This window comes from Vibrio sp. A1-1, from assembly GCF_021728175.1.
Lineage (GTDB): Bacteria > Pseudomonadota > Gammaproteobacteria > Enterobacterales > Vibrionaceae > Vibrio > Vibrio diabolicus.
In genome coordinates, this window is the sequence record NZ_JAKKCL010000002.1 from 372,223 (window position 1) to 390,182 (window position 17,960).

Sequence of the window (17,960 nt, forward strand, 5' to 3'; positions counted from 1 at the left end):
CTAGGTTGGGAAACTATCTTTTAAGTATAAAACACCCTGGAGGGGTTCCCGAGTGGCCAAAGGGAGCAGACTGTAAATCTGCCGGCACTGCCTTCGATGGTTCGAATCCGTCCCCCTCCACCATATTGAAAAAGCCAGCTCATTGAGCTGGCTTTTTTCGTTTCAGACTCTTGATAAAGTAACAAGCCCTTCCTTATTTAACCCAACTTCTTCGCTATTCTACCTCTGTTTGGATCCTACTTTAACAACTGGGCCGAAGCGAATCTCCGATGGCCAAAGTTCGGATCTGGTCGTTGTAATACAAACAATGAACTAGCACTTTGTCCTTGTTTTATCGCAATGACCATAATGTGAATGCTAAAAACATTCAGTAAAACACTTGAGGACTGACTAGCAAAAAGATATTCGGCAGAGTTAAGCGCGAGCCATGATGAAGTCTCCATCTGGCAGGTTTTATAAAAATATCTTTCGTAGATACAAACGACAGATACAAAAAATCCCGCAGGGGGCGCGGGATTTTTATTAGTGACTAAATTGGTTTAAAGGTGACTAGCCTTGAATACCAACAATTAACCATGGTGCATTAGGCACAGTCAGGTCACGCTCTAGGTGCCAGATATCTTCGATTTCTTCTTCAACACCTTCTACTGTGTCACGGTAACGACCGCTAAACTGCAGGCTAAGCTGTGCTTTATTTGCATCGTAATCGGCACGGACGATCTCTGCATCAACGTACATTACATCAGTATGCTGCTCACCGTCGAGCTTCGCGCGCTCTGCTTTCAGATCTTCAAACAAGCTTGGAGAAACATATTCTTCAATGGTTTCCAGTTGATTGTGATTCCACGCACCTTGCAGGATTCGGTAGTGTTCACGAGAGCCGTTAATGAACGCTGCTTGGTCAAAGCACGGTGGGTAGTTATGTGGTACGTCCGTTTGAGCGCCGAAACCGCCAAAGCCACCATTATTTGTGTTTGGCTGTTGCTCAAAGTTTTGCATGTTTGGTTGCTCAAACTTAGATGCGTTACCACCAAATGCAGGTTGCTGACGATGCTGGTTCATACTGCCCTGCTTCGCACCTAGCATACCGCGCATTAATTTAAAGATGACAAAGGCAATCAAACCAATAATTAGGATATCCATAAATTGGATACCTTCAAAAGCACCGCCAAAGAATGCAGCAAGTAGACCACCAGCAAGAAGTCCGCCTAGCAGACCACCCATTAAGCCTTTTTTACTTGAAGACTTCGCCGTCTGATCTTTGCCTACCGTATTGGTGTTTTGTTGCTGTTGTTTTGGTGCTGGCGCTGTTTTGTAGCTCTTACCGAAAGACTTACTGCCACCAAACTTCTTCGCTTCCGCGATAGGCGTTACAGCAACGGTAAACATCAACAGAGCAACAATAGAAAATAAACGTTTCATCGTTATCCTTAAAGTTAGCTATCTAAGATTGTGCTCTATCAGACGAAACAACGATTGTTTCAAACAGTAGCACGCCAAAGATGATTGTTACGTCATCATACTCTGTATGCCTGTTGATGAAAACAACTTACAGAAGCTGACATGTATCAGAATATTGCCAAAGATACAGACTGCTCTCGGTTAACTTCGAGATACTTGGTTCGTTTAGAAATGCTGGGAATGAACTCGCTACTACTCGGGGATGTTTTACTTGAATTAGAATCAGTGACACAGCTCAGAATCCTGGACCTTGACGTCACTTGAGTATATTGCCTTGTTGACGGTTAATAGGTAGCTGACTATCATATTGAACGATGTTCAATAAAGCAGTTTGAGAGTATGGCGCGCAGAAACGATCACACCAGAGAAGAGTTAGTGAATTTGACTTTAACAACAGTCAAAAACTTTTTAGATGAGAATTCTTACCACGAACTCAGTCTTCGTAAAATCGCTAACATGATTGGTTACGTGCCAAGCACATTAGTCAACATTTTTGGCAACTATAACCTGTTACTTTTACACGTAGTCGCGCAAACTTTAGACGAACTCTCCCAAGAAGCACTGAAGGCGACCAATAGCAGTAAAGACGCTCATCAAGCTCTATTTGAACTGGCTTATTGCTACCACGATTTCGCTCAAAAGCACCCTTACCGTTGGCAGTTAGTGTTCGAGCACAACATGAATGGTGCAGAACTTCCAGAATGGCATGCCAAACGTATCGACGGGATGACAGGAATGCTGGAGTCACTATTGGCTCAAATCGCACCACATCGTACCGAGTCCGAAGTGATTCAAGCAAGTCGAGTGCTTTGGTCTGGCGTACACGGTATTACTTTACTCAGTGTTGATGATAAATTTTTCTCTAGTGAACCCATTGATGGTAAAGAATTAATCAGTAACCTGCTTTCTAACTACCTCACAAACTGGTAACAAAGGATTATCCATGTCGTCCGACAGACAGCCGTCCTTACTTACACAAAGAAAGTTCCTACCCTATTTCATTACTCAGTTTTTTGGCGCTTTCAACGACAATATTTTTAAAAACGTTTTGCTGCTGTTTGTCGCCTTCGCGGGATCCAGCGCACTACCTATTTCGAGCAACTTGTTCATCAATTTAGCGGCTGGCTTGTTCATTCTACCGTTCTTTCTATTCTCCGCTTCAGCTGGCGTATTAGCCGATAAATATGAAAAATCATGGTTTATTCGCAAGGTAAAGCTGTTTGAAATCGCCATCATGCTTTTGGGCGCCATTGGTTTTATAACCGAAAGTTATGGTGTGCTTTTGCTGCTACTGTTCTTAATGGGCACACAGTCAGCATTCTTTGGACCGGTTAAATATGCCCTTTTGCCCCAAAAATTAAACGCAAAAGAGTTAGTGCCAGGCAACGCCCTTGTTGAAGCTGGTACCTTTATCGCCATCCTTATTGGTACCCTAGGTGCTGGAATTATCGCCTCAGCAGACAACGCAAAATACCTTGCCGCATTTTGTGTCGTACTCTTTGCATTATTGGGATATTTGTCGAGCCGCTCAATACCCTTTGCAGCCGCCAGCGCACCTAATCTTTCTTTTCGTTGGCAACCGTACAAACAAACTAAACACACGCTATCCATCGCAAAATCAGATCGTGTTGTTTTTCAATGTATTATGGCGATAAGCTGGTTTTGGTTTTTAGGCGCCGCCTATCTAACCCAGTTCCCGAATTTCACCAAGATTTACTTAAATGGCACCGAGAGTGCGGTGTCTTTCTTGCTAGCTCTGTTTTCCATTGGTATCGCGCTGGGGTCGCTACTTTGCAATTGGATCTCAAATCATCGTATCGAAGTCGGTATTGTGCCTATTGGCGCACTTGGCATTACGGTATTTGGGTACTTGATGGCAACCTCCATTCCAAGTGACCTACCTATCTTCCATAACTTTGTAGACTTCTTTAGATATGAGCCTTTTTGGCCATTATTTTTCTATCTATTGATGATTGGCGCCTCTGGCGGGCTGTTTATCGTACCGCTTTACGCATTAATGCAACATAGAGCAAAGGAAACCGAGCGCGCACAAGTCATCGCAGGGCTCAACATCTTTAACTCTCTGTTTATGGTCGGCAGTGCTGTCTTAGGTATTGTGTGCCTGAGTGTCATCAAGATGACAATTCCTCAGTTGTTTGCATTGTTAGCCATTTTGAATTTCTTGGTCGCCGCTTACATTTTTTTGCAAATACCGATATTCGTTGTCCGTTTTGTGGTTTGGATGCTAACTCATACTATTTATCGAGTGAAACATAAAAACCTACATAACTTGCCAGAACAAGGCGGTGCGTTGATCGTATGTAATCACGTGAGCTATATGGACGCCTTGCTACTTAGCGCAGTATGCCCAAGGTTGATTCGTTTTGTGATGGAGGAAGATTACGCCAACCTACCGCCACTAAGACGCTTTTTACGCAGAACTGGGGTAATTCCGATTTCAGCGAGTAACAGAAACTCCATCAGGCGTGCATTTAATGATGTAGAGAGAGCATTAAGCGAAGGACATATAGTCTGTATTTTCCCAGAGGGGAAATTAACCTCAGACGGTGAAATGAATGAATTCATGCGTGGCATTGATATTATTCTGCGTCGCAGCCCAGTACCTGTCATACCCGTGGCACTCAAAGGCTTATGGGGAAGCTATTTCAGCCGCGCGAAAGGCCGCGCATGTTGTGGCTTACCGACTCGATTTTGGTCAAAGCTAGAAATTGAGGCCGGACAGCCGGTTCCACCAAATGAAGCAACGGCAAAAACGATGTTCGATAGAGTGCATCAACTTAGAGGCGACTGGCGATAAAAATACATTTGAACAGATGTTTAGAATAACTGAACATGTGTTCAAATCATTAAGACAAACTGACCACACTCAGTGCGATATACTCGCGCTTTCATTCACAACAGCGAATAAAAACCTTGAATAGAAACTACCTCTTGTTTGGATTGGCGTTACTCTTTTGCTTAACCCCTTTTGTCTCCTCTCCTATTGCCCTAGTTATTGGTTTTCTACTCGCAAGTTTTGGTTTTGTGCCTTCAGAACTGCCCATTGCTTCTTTTACTAAAAAGCTGTTGTCCTACTCGATTATTGGTTTAGGCTTTGGCATCAACTTTGAGCAAGCACTCTCTGTTACATCGGATGGTATCGGTCTGATTATCGCCACGATTGCGGGCACACTGATCATAGGCACTATCATTGCCAGAATAATTAAGTTGGAGCGAGTAACCGCATACTTAATCTCGTCAGGTACAGCAATTTGTGGTGGTAGTGCAATTGCCGCGGTGGCACCAGCGATTAAAGCAAAAGACGAACAGATTGGATTAGCACTGGCAACGGTATTTGTCCTAAACTCCATCGCACTATTCGTGTTTCCTGTGGTTGGGCATGCTTTAGGGCTAGATCAACACACATTTGGTACATGGGCCGCGATTGCTATTCATGACACTTCTTCTGTTGTTGGGGCTGCCTCAGCCTACGGTGAAGAAGCACTAACTACAGCAACAACGTTAAAACTCGCACGAGCTTTGTGGATCATCCCTGTCGCACTGATCAGTGCCGTGATCTTTTCGAGAGACCAGAAAGAGAATGGGACGAAAAAGTTAGTTATTCCTTATTTCATTTTTTGGTACTGCGCAGCCATCGCGTTTAGCGACTTCTTCCCTCAATTTGAAATGGTCTATCACGGTATTTTCGTTGGAGCGAAACAAGCTTTGGTGGTGTGCCTGTTCCTGATTGGTTGCAGCATTTCAATTTCGAAGCTGAGGTCTGCTGGAGCTAAGCCACTGTTGTTTGGTGTAACTCTGTGGGTGTTAATTTCAACCACTTCTCTAAGTTGGTTATTGTTTAGATATTAGTGGTCCTCTCATCGTGTTGAGATGACGACGGCTCAAGTTTGCTGTTTTTGTATGTAACAACCAATGCGATAGCGATCAAAAAAGCCGTCAGCTCTGCAAGAGAGCGGGCGAGCCCTTCACTGCTTATTGCAATACCAATTTGTAGTGCTACCGCCGCAATTAATACTAGCTTTACCATCCTGAACCTTATGCCTTTTCTCTCCTCGAAGAAGCATAATTATGATTCAGAGTTATAAGGATACGAAATTCCCTTTCTGACTAATACATAGCAAAATTGACTAATGATTAATTGATGGCAATAGCCACTCCTTCACTGCCTTCCGAGAAACTTTGATTCCACTTTCTAGTAGCACTTGTGGCATTAAATGGTATTCCACTGGCCATTTAAACTTCTCTAATTTGGATTGCAAATGCAGGTCATATTCCGCTTTGCTGCGCAAATCATTGGTCTGAATCACAGCAACAGGGCGATGACCAAATTCCGCATCTTCGACTGGAACCACTATGCTCTGCAACACGCCATCAATTTGGTTCAATGCTGCCTCAATCTCTTCACAATGAATGTTCTCACCACCAGAGATAAATTGATTGTCGGCACGGCCGATGATCTTTAACTCGTCACCTTGCCACTCACCGAGATCCTTGCTATCGAACCAACCTTTCTCATCCAGAAACGGAGTAACATGACCTTGATGAAAATACCCTGCCGCTAATGTTTTACCACCGACAAAAATGCGTTGGTCAACCAACTTTATCTTACGATGATTCAATACGTGTCCAGCATTACTGGTACTGTCAATTCTCTTTGCGGTAACGGTAGAGGCTGCTTCCGTCATCCCATAACCTAACCACGCCTCAATCCCTCGTCCTGTTGCTCGCAACGCCAACTCGTGAGCAACGTGGCTGCCGCCCAATAGCACATGCGTCAATGACAAGTGAGCATCATCATCCAATAGCCGTTTGAGCTGCGTTGCAACCAAAGAGGCGTGTGACACGCCCTGAATATCTTCGACAAGTTTTCCTGTACCGATTTTCAATGTCGCTCCGACATATAGCCAACGATATACAATCGCCAATCCAGAGACGTGATAAAGCGGAAGCGACAATAGCCAAGAATCTTGCTGAGTGAAAATGAACTCTTGCAACAAGCCTTCTGCGGATGCAAGGTGTTGTCGATGTGTATGAACCACAGCTTTAGGCTCCCCTGTCGAGCCAGAGGTAAATACCACTGAAGCGAGCCTGTCATGGTGATAGGCATCTTCAATCACCGCATCACGCTCTTGTTGTGAAACTAAGGGCGGTGAAAGCAATGTTGCCTTGAGTTTTTGTATATCATGTTCAGAAAAGGTCGAAGCGCACTCCTGAGCAAACCAGATAAACCGAGTTTGTTCAGGTTTATAAAGGGTCGCAAGTTTACTCTGTAGCGTATCGAGTGGTTGTACCATGGTCAGCGCGGCAAGTGCGCCTAACTGCTTGGAAGCAAGATAAAACAGCAGAGTTTCGACTTGGTTTTTACCTACCAAAGTCAGCACATCTCCCCGCGTTACGCCCAAGTCATTCAAATAGTGAGCGTATTGGTCAATACGTACTGAGAGTTGTTGCCAGTTTAATGTTTCTGTTGGTGTCTTGAGTGCAATAGAAAAAGGGCTCGTTTGAGCCCAATATTTCCACGGTGCCTTCGCAACATTGTCTATGCAGAATGCCACACAATCTCCTGATCTTTCAGAGGAAGAACGGGAAGTTCACACTTAGGCCAGCCTTGCTCTAACTGAGCTTTGAATAGGCCAATCGTATCCAAACCTGGAACTTCATCAGGCAGCTGCCATTGGGCAAAGCGCGCTAATTGCGTTAAGCCGAGACTGGATTCAATGCTCGAGCTAATAACCGCTTTCATCCCCAGTGACTTCGCCTTCTCTATCAGTGTAATACAAAAATCCACCGAACCAATGAGTGTGGGTTTGATGATGATCGTTTTCACACCAGTTAGATCTTCAAGACGGAAATCCTCTCGACGAACCGCATCTTGCAAAGTTTCATCCCAAGCAATCGCAATACCAGTATTGATAGCAAAAGAGAGACTATCGCCAGGAGAGCGGCACGGCTCTTCCAAAAAGGTAATGCGCTGACGCAGAGACGGAGTAATGTATTTAGCAAACTGCTGCGCTTTTTCTGGTGTCCAAGCGCGGTTTGCATCAAGTCGAAGCGTTAATTGAGGGATAGATTCAAGAAAAAGGTTCACAAGCATGCCATCGCGAATTGGCTCATAAAGCCCGACTTTTACTTTCGCGACTTTCTCGCCTTCCATTTCGTTCAGCTTTGGAATGAGCTCGTCTGGGTCACCAGTACACAGCGGCGCTGTTTGATACTTACCTTGTTGGGGTAAGCCACCAGCTAACTCTAACTGTGCCATCGATAAACCAAACGCGACCGATGGATACATGTTGGCGTAATCCACATCCAATCCTGCTACCCAACGCTCCGCTTGTTCTTGTAGCTGAATACCAGCATCTTCGGTGTTCTCTAAACTAAAACCAGGAAGAGGAGCGACTTCTCCAAGCCCTATTTGGTCACGTTCAGAAAGCGCGACAACATAACCAACACGTTCTGTTAGCTTATTGTCTCGCAGGATGACACCACTATCCATGGGCAAGCTATAACGATAAATTTTCGCTTCACGCATAATTCGAGTCCTATGTAATGCCGTATATTTGAGCGTTCTGGCGAGCAATCCCACCAGCCTCCCTGAGGGCGAGGCGCTCAGGAAAAATGGAACAGAGGAGCTAAAACACTCCTCTTTTTATACGGATTATGGGTTACGAGGGAATTTGTCGAAGTCTGGGCGACGTTTCTCATTGAATGCGTTACGACCTTCTTGTCCTTCATCGGTCATGTAGAACATCATCGTTGCGTTACCCGCAAGCTCTTGAAGACCTGCTTGACCATCACAGTCCGCATTCAATGCAGCTTTCAGGCAGCGTAGCGCCATTGGACTATGCTGAAGAACTTCACGACACCAACGAACGGTTTCTTTCTCTAGCTCTTCTAGCGGCACAACCGTGTTGACCAAGCCCATGTCTAACGCTTCTTGCGCGTTATAGAAACGACATAGGAACCAGATTTCGCGTGCTTTCTTCTGGCCTACGATACGAGCCATGTAAGACGCGCCCCAACCACCATCAAATGAACCCACTTTAGGGCCCGTTTGACCAAACTGCGCGTTGTCCGCTGCAATTGTTAGGTCACACATCATGTGCAGTACATGACCGCCGCCAACAGCCCAGCCAGCAACTGATGCGATCACAGGTTTTGGACAAGTTCGAATATCGCGTTGGAAGTCCAATACGTTTAGGTGGTGTGTACCTTGCTCGTCTTTATAGCCGCCGTAGTCGCCACGGATCTTCTGGTCGCCGCCAGAACAGAATGCGTCTTCACCTAGACCTGTCAGAATGATCACGCCAACACCAGAGTCATAACGCGCATCTGCCAACGCATCAATCATCTCTTTTACTGTTTGAGGGCGGAATGCATTACGCACTTGTGGGCGTGCAATGGTAATTTTCGCGATACCATCTTCAGATTTATGGTAGTGAATATCCTCGTATTTCTCGCTGCAATCTTTCCATTGAACCGGAGCGTAAAGTTCTTCTTCAGAAATGCCTACTGTTTTAGCCATGGTGATTCCCATTGTTCTCGTTACTCTCACCAAAGTGAGATTGAATTATGTGCTTAATATGCATCGCAAATTGTTGGGGCTGCTCTTGATGAACGTTATGTCCTGCGCCTTCAACTTGTCGATACGCCAACCCGCTACGTTGTGCCAGTTGGCTAAATTTTTGGTCTTTCGCGCCACACAAGTAATACATCGGTATATTCAGCTTTTTCAGTGTGGGCAACAAATACGCCTGCTTGGCTAACGATGTTGCCATCAGCATGCTCGAGACCGCCGAGCCAAGATTATCACTTCGCTTCGCAATTAATGTTTGTCTTTGCTCATGGTTTAGTGAAGAAAACACCGCTTGCTGATACCAATCGTTCAAAACACGTTCAAGTGGTTCAGTTTTGAAACGCTTTGCCCAGCGAGCATCATTCTCCAATCTCACCTGTTTCTCTGACTCAGTTTGAAGCCCGAAGTTTCCCCCTTCCACAATTGCACCCACAATATTGAGATCTGGGAAGCATTGATTGGCAATACCATGCATCGCAATACGACCGCCCATCGAGTAACCAATCAAAATAAGTGGTTGTTGCGGAGGAAATAATAAAGATAGTGTGGAATTAAGAAGTTTGCAGCAATCATCGAGATCGTTGCACTTTGTAAACTGACTGCGACCATGACCAGGAAGGTCTATAACGACTCGTTCAAACTGAGTCAGCTCATCCAAACAAGCTTGCCAATCAGCACCATTTCCTAAAAAGCCATGCAAAAACACCAGAGTGGGAAGGTCGCCACTTTGGTGTTTTTCAGTTGAAGAGAGACGCTCAGAGTGAAGCATGCAGGCTCTTATTAAATGCCTTTATCAACTCTGCGGCTTGGCTTGGTGGGGTTTGAACTTCCACCAGCAGTGTGCCTTGACCGCTCGACAGGTGCTCGGCAACCATTGCTTGATACATTTCTAACGTAGTTGGCTTCTCATACTTTAAACCAAACTGTTTGGCTGCATGTTCAAACTGATAACCGTGGGGCATTTGGTAGTACGCAGTGCGATGCTCCTGAGGCACCGGTAACATATCGAAAATTGCGCCACCATCATTGTTTGTGACCACAAGTACCGTCGGCAATTTATTGTGAGAAAACAGCGCTAGTGAATTGAGATCATACAGTGCTGATGTGTCACCAATATACATCAGTAACGGATTACCTCTTGCTCGCTGCACACCTGATGCGGTAGCAAACAAACCGTCAATGCCTGACGCGCCTCGGTTAGTGAACACTTCTACATCATCAAGTTTGCCGTACATATCGACAAGTCGAACAAACAAACTGTTACCCAAAAAGACATCAGCGTTTTTAGTGCGCTCGTTGATGTCTGCTGCCAACGCAATTTCGTCAATGGCAGACGCTGAATCAGATAGGAAAGCTTCTTCGATACGTTGATGAACTCGCTTAACTCCATTCGCTAACCTATCAGCCCACCCAGCAAATATTGGCTTCTCAAAGCTAATGCGAGAAACCCAAGTTTGAGGAAGCTCAACCCAGTGCATTTGCGCCAGATGATTTTGGTTATTACGGTCCATACGCGGCGAGATATACCAGTATTGAACGTCTTTACTTTGTTGATTTTGCGAAACTTGTTTATCAATCCACTGGTTCAAACGTTTGGAGATGATTCGGCTACCAAATTGGATAATAAGTTCACAAGATTCAAGCTCGTTTGCGAGCTCGGGAAGTTGAAGCCATACATCGTAATGCGCCCAATCCGAACTGAGACCACTTTGCGGGTCTGCAAGTACCGGCCATCCCATCTTTTGTGCAAATGCCTGCGCCGACTTCGCTTGTTCAAGCGGTAAGCTGCCAATCACAACCAAGCCTTTTTTATCCGCACAAGACGGGATTTTCGCCTGTGACAAGTGGCTAAAACGCTGGGTATAACTACCACTTCCTTTTCGCCATCCGGCTACCGAGTCTAAGTAGGTTTGATAATCCGCTTTTGCACCGTTGGAATACAAAGGTTCTGGAAATGCACAGTTAATATGAACAGCACTGCCTTGCAGCTGCTGAGTAAACATCACTTCGTCAACAGAGGTCAGCAACCAATTAAGCGATGTTGTTAAAGTTGGGCTTGGTAAATTCAAGCTGGCCGAGACATGATGTGAAAAAATACCCAACTGGTTAATCGCTTGGTTTGCGCCACAGCCAACGAGCTCCATCGGACGATCCGCAGTGAGCAGCACCAGCTTTTCACCAGTAAGCCTAGCCTCCGCAACGGCTGGTAATAAGTTCGCCACTGCCGTACCAGAGGTAACGATAATTGCCACTGGCTCTTGAGTAGCTTTCGCTAAGCCAAGAGCCATAAAGCCGAGACCACGCTCATCAAAGTGAGTATGAATAGAAAAATTGGACTGTTCTGCCGCCTCTAAAGTTAAAGGAGTAGAACGAGAGCCAGGAGCGATACAAACATGCTTAACGCCAAATCGCTGAAGCTCAATCAATATGGTTTCTGACCAAATTCGATTGAGCACCGCTTGGTCATGATTCATGATGCGACTCCCAACGGGGGGTGATCAGAAATCAGCGTAAGTAACGTCGACATTTTCTTATCAAGTTCCGCCCACTCATGCTCTGCTACAGAGCCTGGCACAATACCTGCGCCCGCAAACAGTTGTACTTGGTCACCGAGAACAAGCGCGCTTCTGATCGCGACACAAAACTCTGCTCGTTCATGGCTTATGTACCCCATTGACCCCGCGTACCAGCCGCGTGCAAAGGGCTCATTATCAAGAATAAACTGCATGGATTCTTGTCGAGGTAAGCCAGCAACCGCCGCTGTTGGCTGAAGCGCCGATAACAACTGAACACCGTTTATGCCCGTCTTTAGGCTCGCGTGAATATTTCGCTTGAGGTGTTGCACTTTTCGTAGCCTAACCAAACTTGCCTCGGCCTCCACTTCAACCGCTTCGGAATGCGGTGATAGGCGATCAATAATGTCATCAACTACGTATTGGTTTTCGTTGAGGTTCTTTTGGTCTTGGGATAACCAATTCGCCAACTCCATATCGTGAGTGGCATTGTCCCCTCGACCAATCGTGCCTGCTAACGCTTCGGTATGAAGTTCATGCCCTACGCGAGAATACAAACGTTCTGGCGTAGAGCCCATAAAGCTGTGTTTGCTGTCTAAGCTCAGCATGAAATGGAAACTATGATGGTTATTTAAGTAACTCGCTTTCAGCAATTGTGCAGCACTTAATGTGTTATCAAGCTGCACGGTAGAGCGACGCGCCAATACCACTTTCTTAAAATCATCATTCTTTATACCAGTCAGAACTTTATGAACTAACTCATTCCATTGAGGCTGACTTGGCGTATGAACAATAGAGCGGATGTGAGAAGAAATCGGAGCTAAGGTCGCGACCTCACAAACCAGTTTATGCAGTCCTGCTAGGGTTCGCGCTTTGTCTTCTGAAATATTAACTGCGAGAGACCATTGTTGGTCAAAACGAATTAACTCAATTTGAGGCAAAAAGAAGAAAGAAGGCATACAGCGACGATTCTTCTCATGCTGGCCGTCAAAAGAGCGTCCGCCCCAGACTCGTTGCCCTTCACCTAGAATGGTATAAGCAGGGCCCGGCTCAACAAAAGCGTGTAATTGCCCTAGTGCAACGACCTCTTCACGAGTATCGCGGGACTGCCAGTAGAATTTAGGGAAAAGTGGTTGTGCATCAAGCCAATCAATAAATGAGAAATTAGGTTTCTCGCTCAGGGGCTCGACCAGACGTGTTTGATTGCCTTCCGCTTGCTGAACTCGCTCGATAATTCTCTTTACGGCTTGATGGAACTGTGACAAATCAACCTCGTAGTATGTGAGGATAAATGGTAACTGACGGCTACTCTAAGTTTAGACCCAAAGCAAATCAAGGTCGTATGCGATCTTTTGCAAAATCCTGTGATAGCAAACGAGCAAAACTTAACCAGCAAACAGATAATTTACAGATATATATTCTAATAAAAAACAAATTATTGTATTTTAATAAAGAAATTAACGAATTTTTAGGAATTATACAATGCAAAATATCGGGATGTCGTCAAAACTCGATAATGTCTGCTACGACATTAGGGGTCCTGTACTCAAACATGCTAAGCGCATGGAGGAAGAAGGGCATAAAATCCTAAAGCTAAACATTGGTAACCCTGCCCCATTTGGTTTTGACGCCCCTGATGAGATTTTAGTCGACGTGATTCGTAATCTGCCGACTTCTCAAGGCTATTGTGATTCCAAAGGCATTTACTCTGCTCGTAAAGCCGTGGTTCAACACTATCAACGTAAAGGTATCCGCTCTCTAGATGTCGAAGATGTGTATGTGGGTAACGGCGTGTCTGAGCTGATCGTGATGGCCATGCAAGCGCTGTTAAATAATGGCGATGAAATGCTGATCCCAGCACCTGATTATCCGTTGTGGACAGCTTCAGTTGCACTATCAGGCGGTAAGCCGGTTCATTACCTATGTGATGAAGGTGCAGACTGGTACCCAGATCTTGAAGACATCAAAAAGAAAATCACACCAAAGACACGTGGCATTGTTCTGATCAACCCGAACAATCCGACAGGTGCGGTATATAGCCGTGATTTCCTACTTGAAGTGATTGAAATCGCGCGCCAGCACAAACTGATCATTTTCGCAGATGAGATCTACGACAAAGTGTTGTACGACGGTGCAACACATACCTCAGTCGCAACACTCACTGAAGACGTGCTCGTCATGACATTCAATGGCCTTTCAAAAGCCTACCGTGTTTGCGGTTTCCGTGGTGGCTGGATGTTCCTAACGGGGCCTAAACATCTAGCTCAAGGGTACGTGAATGGCTTGGAGTTGCTTTCATCGATGCGTTTATGTGCAAACGTACCAATGCAACATGCGATTCAAACTGCGCTAGGTGGATACCAGAGTATCAATGAACTGATTTTACCTGGCGGACGCTTATTAGAGCAGCGCAATAGAGCGTATGAACTGATCAATCAGATTCCTGGTGTTTCTTGTGTCAAACCTAAGGGGGCGATGTACCTCTTCCCGAAAATCGACACAAAAATGTACAACATCAAGAACGATCAGCAGATGGTTTTAGATTTCTTAAAACAAGAGAAGGTCTTACTGGTGCAAGGTTCCGGTTTCAACTGGCCAAAACCAGACCATTTCCGCATCGTGACACTGCCGCACGTTGAAGATCTAGAAATCGCCATTGGACGTTTTGAGCGATTCCTATCAACCTACAGCCAGTAATGAATCACTGGTAGTAATTAGTGCTGATCTCTCATATGCTTAGAGGAACTCCTAGTGAGTTCCTTTTTTACACCAGAAACGGAGAAAGCCATGAAAGAAAGCCATTTTTTCGCCCACCTGGCTCGAATGAAGCTGATCCAACGCTGGCCTTTAATGCGGTCCGTCTCACCAGAAAACGTTTCAGAGCATAGCTTACAAGTTGCTTTTGTCGCTCATGCCCTTGCCCTAATTAAAAACAAAAAGTTCGGCGGCAACCTTAACCCAGAACGCATCGCGATTCTTGCCATGTACCATGACTCCAGCGAAGTATTAACGGGGGACCTTCCAACCCCAGTGAAGTATTACAACCCTGAAATTGCCAAAGAATATAAGAAGATAGAATCAGCAGCGGAACAAAAATTACTCTCAATGTTACCGGAAGAGTTCCAAGATGAATTTGCCCCCTACCTTCTTTCTCACTCTGCACACGAAGAGGACGCAAAAATCGTCAAGCAAGCCGACTCCATCTGTGCCTATTTAAAATGTCTCGAAGAACTAAGCGCAGGCAATCATGAGTTCGCTCTGGCAAAAAAACGCTTAGACATCACTTTGCAAGAACGTAGAACGCCTGAAATGGATTACTTCCTCAATACCTTTGCCCCAAGTTTCGAATTATCGTTAGATGAAATCAGTTAGCTTACGGAGATAATCGTGTCGTTTGAATTACACCCACAATGGCAAGAGCGCCATGATGATGAGCATAAAATCCGTCGAGACGACCATCGAAGCCCGTACCAAAGAGACCGAGCGCGCATTCTTCACTCGGCTGCATTTCGACGCTTACAAGCAAAAACCCAAGTACACGGCAATAGCTTGGAAGACTTTCACCGCAGCCGGTTAACACACTCCTTAGAAGCGTCGCAACTCGGGACCGGTATCGTCGCCCAGTTAAAGAAAAAACAACCAGAGTTCCGTGATCTATTGCCATCAGACAGCTTAATTGATTCATTATGTTTGGCGCACGACATCGGGCATCCTCCATACGGTCATGGGGGAGAAGTCGCTCTAAACTACGTAATGCGCGAACATGGCGGTTTCGAGGGGAACGCCCAAACCTTTCGTATCGTCACTAAGTTAGAGCCTTATACTGAGCATTTCGGAATGAATTTATCACGCCGCACACTGCTTGGTTTGATCAAGTACCCTGCCCTTATTAGTCAAACACGCTCCGTCAAGTTGCCTCAACCAGCCGAGCATCAACGCAAACTAAAAGCCAAAGATTGGAGCCCAGCGAAGGGCATTTATGATTGTGACAAAGACTTATTTGATTGGGTAATTGCGCCGCTTTCTGACAACGACAAGGCATTGCTTAGCTTAATGCGCTCAAAACCAGAATCGGAGTTTGAGCACAGTAAAACGCGTTTTAAATCACTCGATTGCTCAATCATGGAGCTAGCGGACGATATCGCCTACGGCGTTCATGATTTAGAAGATGCAATCGTGCTTGGTATGGTGACACGTCAGCAATGGCAAGAAGGCGCAGCAAGTCAATTAGCGGACTGTGGCGACCCGTGGTTTGAAGCACATATCGATTCCATCGGACAGATGCTATTTAGTGGTAAGCATCATGAACGGAAAGATGCCATCGGTGGTATGGTTAACGCCCTCCTGACCAGCATTTCAATCAAGGCGGTGGATGAGCCTTTCAATAATCCATTACTGTCTTGGAATGCATGTTTAGAGCCACAAATGGCACGAGCACTTGACGTACTCAAACACTTTGTCAGTACTTTTGTTATCCAAATCCCGCAGGTCCAGATCGTTGAATATAAAGGTCAGCAAATTATTATGGACATTTTTGAAGCGTTAACAGCGGACCCAGAGCGCTTGCTGCCTGTTCATACAAAAGAACTGTGGTGCCAAGCGAAAAGCGAGAGCAATAAGATGAGAGTCATCGCCGATTACATTTCTGCTATGACCGATGGTCACGCGCAAAAGCTTCACCGTCAGCTATTCTCTTCCATCGTTCTTTAGTAACACTCAACCTTTCAAGTAATTCTTTTCAAATACGCCCGGCGGCATCTGGGCGATTTGGAATTCGATCATCTTTTCAAAGGCATGCATAAGCGGTGTAAAGTCTCTCTCGGGTTCAAGCAAACGAAGCGAATGATAACCCGCCTCGACTGTCGATAAGCTATTCTCAGAGGGCGCCTTACGAATGGTGTAATGCCCTTGCAATTGCTTCGGTAATTGCACGGTTGGGAGTGGATGTAAATTGCTAGAAAGCTGCCACATTTTGTACGCTTTTTTCCACGTCCCATCGAGCAAAATCAAACGTATTTTCTTAGATACACTACGGCTCGCTTGATTAATTTCAGAGATGCATCGTGACTGTTCCGATGGGTAAAGAACAAAATGTTGATATGATTCATCCGCCAACAAGTGATTTAAGACATCATCACCAGAAAAGTCCTCTCCTATCAGACAAATACAGTTATCTAAACTCAAATTGAGAATCCGTGCCGTACCAAGCGGACGATGTTCTTCACTCGTGTGCTGAAGAATGATAAGTTCTACCTCGCTTGCCAACGGTACAATCCATTGGCAAATACACGCTTTTTGCGATTTTCCACAACGAGAACAATAACGAGACATAGAGTGAACCTTTATACCTTGCTGAGTATTATCAGCGTGATCTGTTTGATACTTCAATTCGAACCAATGGCAAGCCTAACCGAGTGGCACAGCTACAATATACGCCATGGCGAATGGTGGCGAATCGTAACAGGAAATCTCACACATACCAACTTTGCGCACTTAGGGATGAACCTGGCAGGATTATGGATCATTACTTTTATTTTTCGTCCAAGCACTCGCAACTTCCTTATCGTTTTCTCACTCTTGTGTGCATTTGTTGGCGCAATGAATTTGTTTACCAACATGTCAGTGTACGTGGGATTATCTGGCGTACTACACGGACTATTTGGATTCTGGGCACTCAGAGAAGTCTTTGAAAGCAGAAGAAGCAGCTTGTTGTTGGTCGGCGGGCTTATTGCCAAAGTAGCATGGGAGCAGATCTATGGTCCATCAAGCAGCACTGCTGCGCTTATCGGCGCAAACGTTGCTATTGATGCTCATTTATTTGGCGCACTCGGTGGGTTAACAATGGCTCTAATGGAAAAAGGCTTTCGCCGTCGTTTATTCGGTTAAAAAATCCCGAACCACGAAAGAGGGGTTGGTTCGGGAAAGCAGTAATAGGGAAACAGATATTGTTCTGAATTCAGACTCAATATCTGAAATACATCAAGCTACAGTAAAATGCGGTCTTCGTTTTTCTTAACTGTCGCTTCACCAATGCCTTTTACGCTCTTCAAATCTGCTGCTGTTTTAAAAGGGCCATGCTCCTCGCGGTAGTCCACGATACTCTGCGCTTTCTTCTCACCTATACCTTTCAACATGGTCGCTATTTCTTCAGCAGAGGCCGTGTTGATATTTACGGTAATTTCAATTCCTTCATATTTGCCAGTGGCTGAATCCGCAGCCATGCTAAAAGGTGCAAAAACAAATAAGCACAATGTCAAAATCCATTTCATATTGAACATACAATCTCCAAAATAGTAGGCTAAAACCAGTCATCGGGAGCAAGTAACTACCAAGTTCGTAGTGAAAAGCAACGTGATTATGCATTTAACAAACTTAGATGACCCGATATTCGC

General features: G+C 45.3%; 17 protein-coding genes and 1 tRNA gene. 8 read left to right on the forward strand and 10 right to left on the reverse strand.

Annotated features, from left to right (window positions below; genetic code table 11):
• Nucleotides 1-38 precede the first annotated feature (38 nt).
• Nucleotides 39-123 (forward strand) — tRNA-Tyr (locus L3V30_RS05720).
• Between the two features lie 426 nt (nucleotides 124-549).
• On the opposite strand, the gene L3V30_RS05725 is transcribed toward L3V30_RS05720, so the two are convergent.
• On the reverse strand, nucleotides 550-1,422 hold the full coding sequence (locus L3V30_RS05725) for a Tim44 domain-containing protein (RefSeq protein WP_237308502.1): 873 nt from the start codon (nucleotides 1,420-1,422) through the stop codon (nucleotides 550-552).
• A gap of 378 nt (nucleotides 1,423-1,800) precedes the next feature.
• Here L3V30_RS05725 and L3V30_RS05730 point away from each other — a divergent pair, with 378 nt between their 5' ends.
• The 3 genes from L3V30_RS05730 to L3V30_RS05740 all read left to right on the forward strand — a co-directional run bounded on the left by L3V30_RS05730 (nucleotide 1,801) and on the right by L3V30_RS05740 (nucleotide 5,331).
• Nucleotides 1,801-2,391 (forward strand): TetR-like C-terminal domain-containing protein, encoded by a 591-nt coding sequence (locus L3V30_RS05730; protein WP_006743255.1) that lies wholly within the window; start codon nucleotides 1,801-1,803, stop codon nucleotides 2,389-2,391.
• A gap of 13 nt (nucleotides 2,392-2,404) precedes the next feature.
• Nucleotides 2,405-4,279, forward strand: coding sequence for an MFS transporter (locus L3V30_RS05735; protein ID WP_134648070.1), 1,875 nt, complete (start codon nucleotides 2,405-2,407; stop codon nucleotides 4,277-4,279).
• 116 nt (nucleotides 4,280-4,395) lie between these two features.
• Entirely contained in the window at nucleotides 4,396-5,331 is a 936-nt protein-coding gene (locus L3V30_RS05740; RefSeq protein ID WP_104974325.1) for a putative sulfate exporter family transporter, read from the forward strand.
• Here L3V30_RS05740 and L3V30_RS05745 read toward each other — a convergent pair.
• The 7 genes from L3V30_RS05745 to L3V30_RS05775 form a co-directional block, all read right to left on the reverse strand.
• Nucleotides 5,321-5,509, reverse strand: coding sequence for a hypothetical protein (locus tag L3V30_RS05745; protein ID WP_237308503.1), 189 nt, complete (start codon nucleotides 5,507-5,509; stop codon nucleotides 5,321-5,323). The two genes, L3V30_RS05740 and L3V30_RS05745, sit on opposite strands and share 11 nt — an antisense overlap.
• A 100-nt stretch (nucleotides 5,510-5,609) precedes the next feature.
• Nucleotides 5,610-7,037, reverse strand: a complete 1,428-nt coding sequence (gene menE, locus L3V30_RS05750) for an o-succinylbenzoate--CoA ligase (RefSeq protein ID WP_237308504.1) — start codon at nucleotides 7,035-7,037, stop codon at nucleotides 5,610-5,612.
• Nucleotides 7,022-8,011, reverse strand: a complete 990-nt coding sequence (menC, locus tag L3V30_RS05755) for an o-succinylbenzoate synthase (protein WP_047009472.1) — start codon at nucleotides 8,009-8,011, stop codon at nucleotides 7,022-7,024. The genes menE and menC overlap by 16 nt, the downstream gene beginning before the upstream one ends.
• A gap of 126 nt (nucleotides 8,012-8,137) precedes the next feature.
• On the reverse strand, nucleotides 8,138-9,004 hold the full coding sequence (menB, locus tag L3V30_RS05760; RefSeq protein ID WP_005390550.1) for a 1,4-dihydroxy-2-naphthoyl-CoA synthase: 867 nt from the start codon (nucleotides 9,002-9,004) through the stop codon (nucleotides 8,138-8,140).
• The gene (gene menH / locus L3V30_RS05765) at nucleotides 8,997-9,824 is read right to left on the reverse strand and encodes a 2-succinyl-6-hydroxy-2,4-cyclohexadiene-1-carboxylate synthase (RefSeq protein WP_237308505.1); all 828 of its coding nucleotides are present in this window, start codon (nucleotides 9,822-9,824) and stop codon (nucleotides 8,997-8,999) included. Before menH ends, menB begins: the two co-directional genes overlap by 8 nt.
• Entirely contained in the window at nucleotides 9,811-11,529 is a 1,719-nt protein-coding gene (gene menD, locus L3V30_RS05770; protein ID WP_237308506.1) for a 2-succinyl-5-enolpyruvyl-6-hydroxy-3-cyclohexene-1-carboxylic-acid synthase, read from the reverse strand. The genes menH and menD overlap by 14 nt, the downstream gene beginning before the upstream one ends.
• Entirely contained in the window at nucleotides 11,526-12,833 is a 1,308-nt protein-coding gene (locus tag L3V30_RS05775) for an isochorismate synthase (RefSeq protein WP_104974329.1), read from the reverse strand. The genes menD and L3V30_RS05775 overlap by 4 nt, the downstream gene beginning before the upstream one ends.
• A 217-nt stretch (nucleotides 12,834-13,050) precedes the next feature.
• On the opposite strand from L3V30_RS05775, the gene L3V30_RS05780 reads away from it, so the two are divergent.
• From L3V30_RS05780 to L3V30_RS05790, 3 genes are all read left to right on the forward strand, one after another.
• Complete coding sequence (locus tag L3V30_RS05780) at nucleotides 13,051-14,265, forward strand: pyridoxal phosphate-dependent aminotransferase (RefSeq protein WP_005390543.1); 1,215 nt, start codon at nucleotides 13,051-13,053, stop codon at nucleotides 14,263-14,265.
• 90 nt (nucleotides 14,266-14,355) lie between these two features.
• The gene (yfbR, locus tag L3V30_RS05785; RefSeq protein ID WP_031780152.1) at nucleotides 14,356-14,940 is read left to right on the forward strand and encodes a 5'-deoxynucleotidase; all 585 of its coding nucleotides are present in this window, start codon (nucleotides 14,356-14,358) and stop codon (nucleotides 14,938-14,940) included.
• Nucleotides 14,941-14,955: 15 nt separating this feature from the next.
• Nucleotides 14,956-16,278 carry an anti-phage deoxyguanosine triphosphatase gene (locus L3V30_RS05790; RefSeq protein ID WP_237308507.1) on the forward strand — a complete coding sequence of 441 codons (1,323 nt, stop codon included), beginning with the start codon at nucleotides 14,956-14,958 and terminating at the stop codon, nucleotides 16,276-16,278.
• A 6-nt stretch (nucleotides 16,279-16,284) separates the two neighbouring features.
• On the opposite strand, the gene L3V30_RS05795 is transcribed toward L3V30_RS05790, so the two are convergent.
• Nucleotides 16,285-16,899, reverse strand: a complete 615-nt coding sequence (locus L3V30_RS05795; RefSeq protein WP_005390535.1) for a DTW domain-containing protein — start codon at nucleotides 16,897-16,899, stop codon at nucleotides 16,285-16,287.
• Nucleotides 16,900-16,902: 3 nt separating this feature from the next.
• On the opposite strand from L3V30_RS05795, the gene rrtA reads away from it, so the two are divergent.
• The gene (gene rrtA, locus L3V30_RS05800; protein WP_005390532.1) at nucleotides 16,903-17,454 is read left to right on the forward strand and encodes a rhombosortase; all 552 of its coding nucleotides are present in this window, start codon (nucleotides 16,903-16,905) and stop codon (nucleotides 17,452-17,454) included.
• A gap of 98 nt (nucleotides 17,455-17,552) precedes the next feature.
• Here the strand turns inward: rrtA and L3V30_RS05805 are convergent, their stop codons facing one another.
• Complete coding sequence (locus L3V30_RS05805) at nucleotides 17,553-17,837, reverse strand: ComEA family DNA-binding protein (RefSeq protein WP_054867875.1); 285 nt, start codon at nucleotides 17,835-17,837, stop codon at nucleotides 17,553-17,555.
• Nucleotides 17,838-17,960: the final 123 nt, after the last annotated feature.

Coding starts and splice junctions, on each gene's coding strand:
- yfbR (WP_031780152.1), top strand. CDS start 14,356: ATGAAAGAAAGCCATTTTTTCGCCCACCTGGCTCGAATGAAGCTGATC.
- menC (WP_047009472.1), bottom strand. CDS start 8,011: ATGCGTGAAGCGAAAATTTATCGTTATAGCTTGCCCATGGATAGTGGT.
- menH (WP_237308505.1), bottom strand. CDS start 9,824: ATGCTTCACTCTGAGCGTCTCTCTTCAACTGAAAAACACCAAAGTGGC.
- L3V30_RS05805 (WP_054867875.1), bottom strand. CDS start 17,837: ATGAAATGGATTTTGACATTGTGCTTATTTGTTTTTGCACCTTTTAGC.
- L3V30_RS05795 (WP_005390535.1), bottom strand. CDS start 16,899: ATGTCTCGTTATTGTTCTCGTTGTGGAAAATCGCAAAAAGCGTGTATT.
- L3V30_RS05735 (WP_134648070.1), top strand. CDS start 2,405: ATGTCGTCCGACAGACAGCCGTCCTTACTTACACAAAGAAAGTTCCTA.
- menD (WP_237308506.1), bottom strand. CDS start 11,529: ATGAATCATGACCAAGCGGTGCTCAATCGAATTTGGTCAGAAACCATA.
- L3V30_RS05730 (WP_006743255.1), top strand. CDS start 1,801: ATGGCGCGCAGAAACGATCACACCAGAGAAGAGTTAGTGAATTTGACT.
- menB (WP_005390550.1), bottom strand. CDS start 9,004: ATGGCTAAAACAGTAGGCATTTCTGAAGAAGAACTTTACGCTCCGGTT.
- L3V30_RS05780 (WP_005390543.1), top strand. CDS start 13,051: ATGCAAAATATCGGGATGTCGTCAAAACTCGATAATGTCTGCTACGAC.
- L3V30_RS05725 (WP_237308502.1), bottom strand. CDS start 1,422: ATGAAACGTTTATTTTCTATTGTTGCTCTGTTGATGTTTACCGTTGCT.
- L3V30_RS05745 (WP_237308503.1), bottom strand. CDS start 5,509: ATGGTAAAGCTAGTATTAATTGCGGCGGTAGCACTACAAATTGGTATT.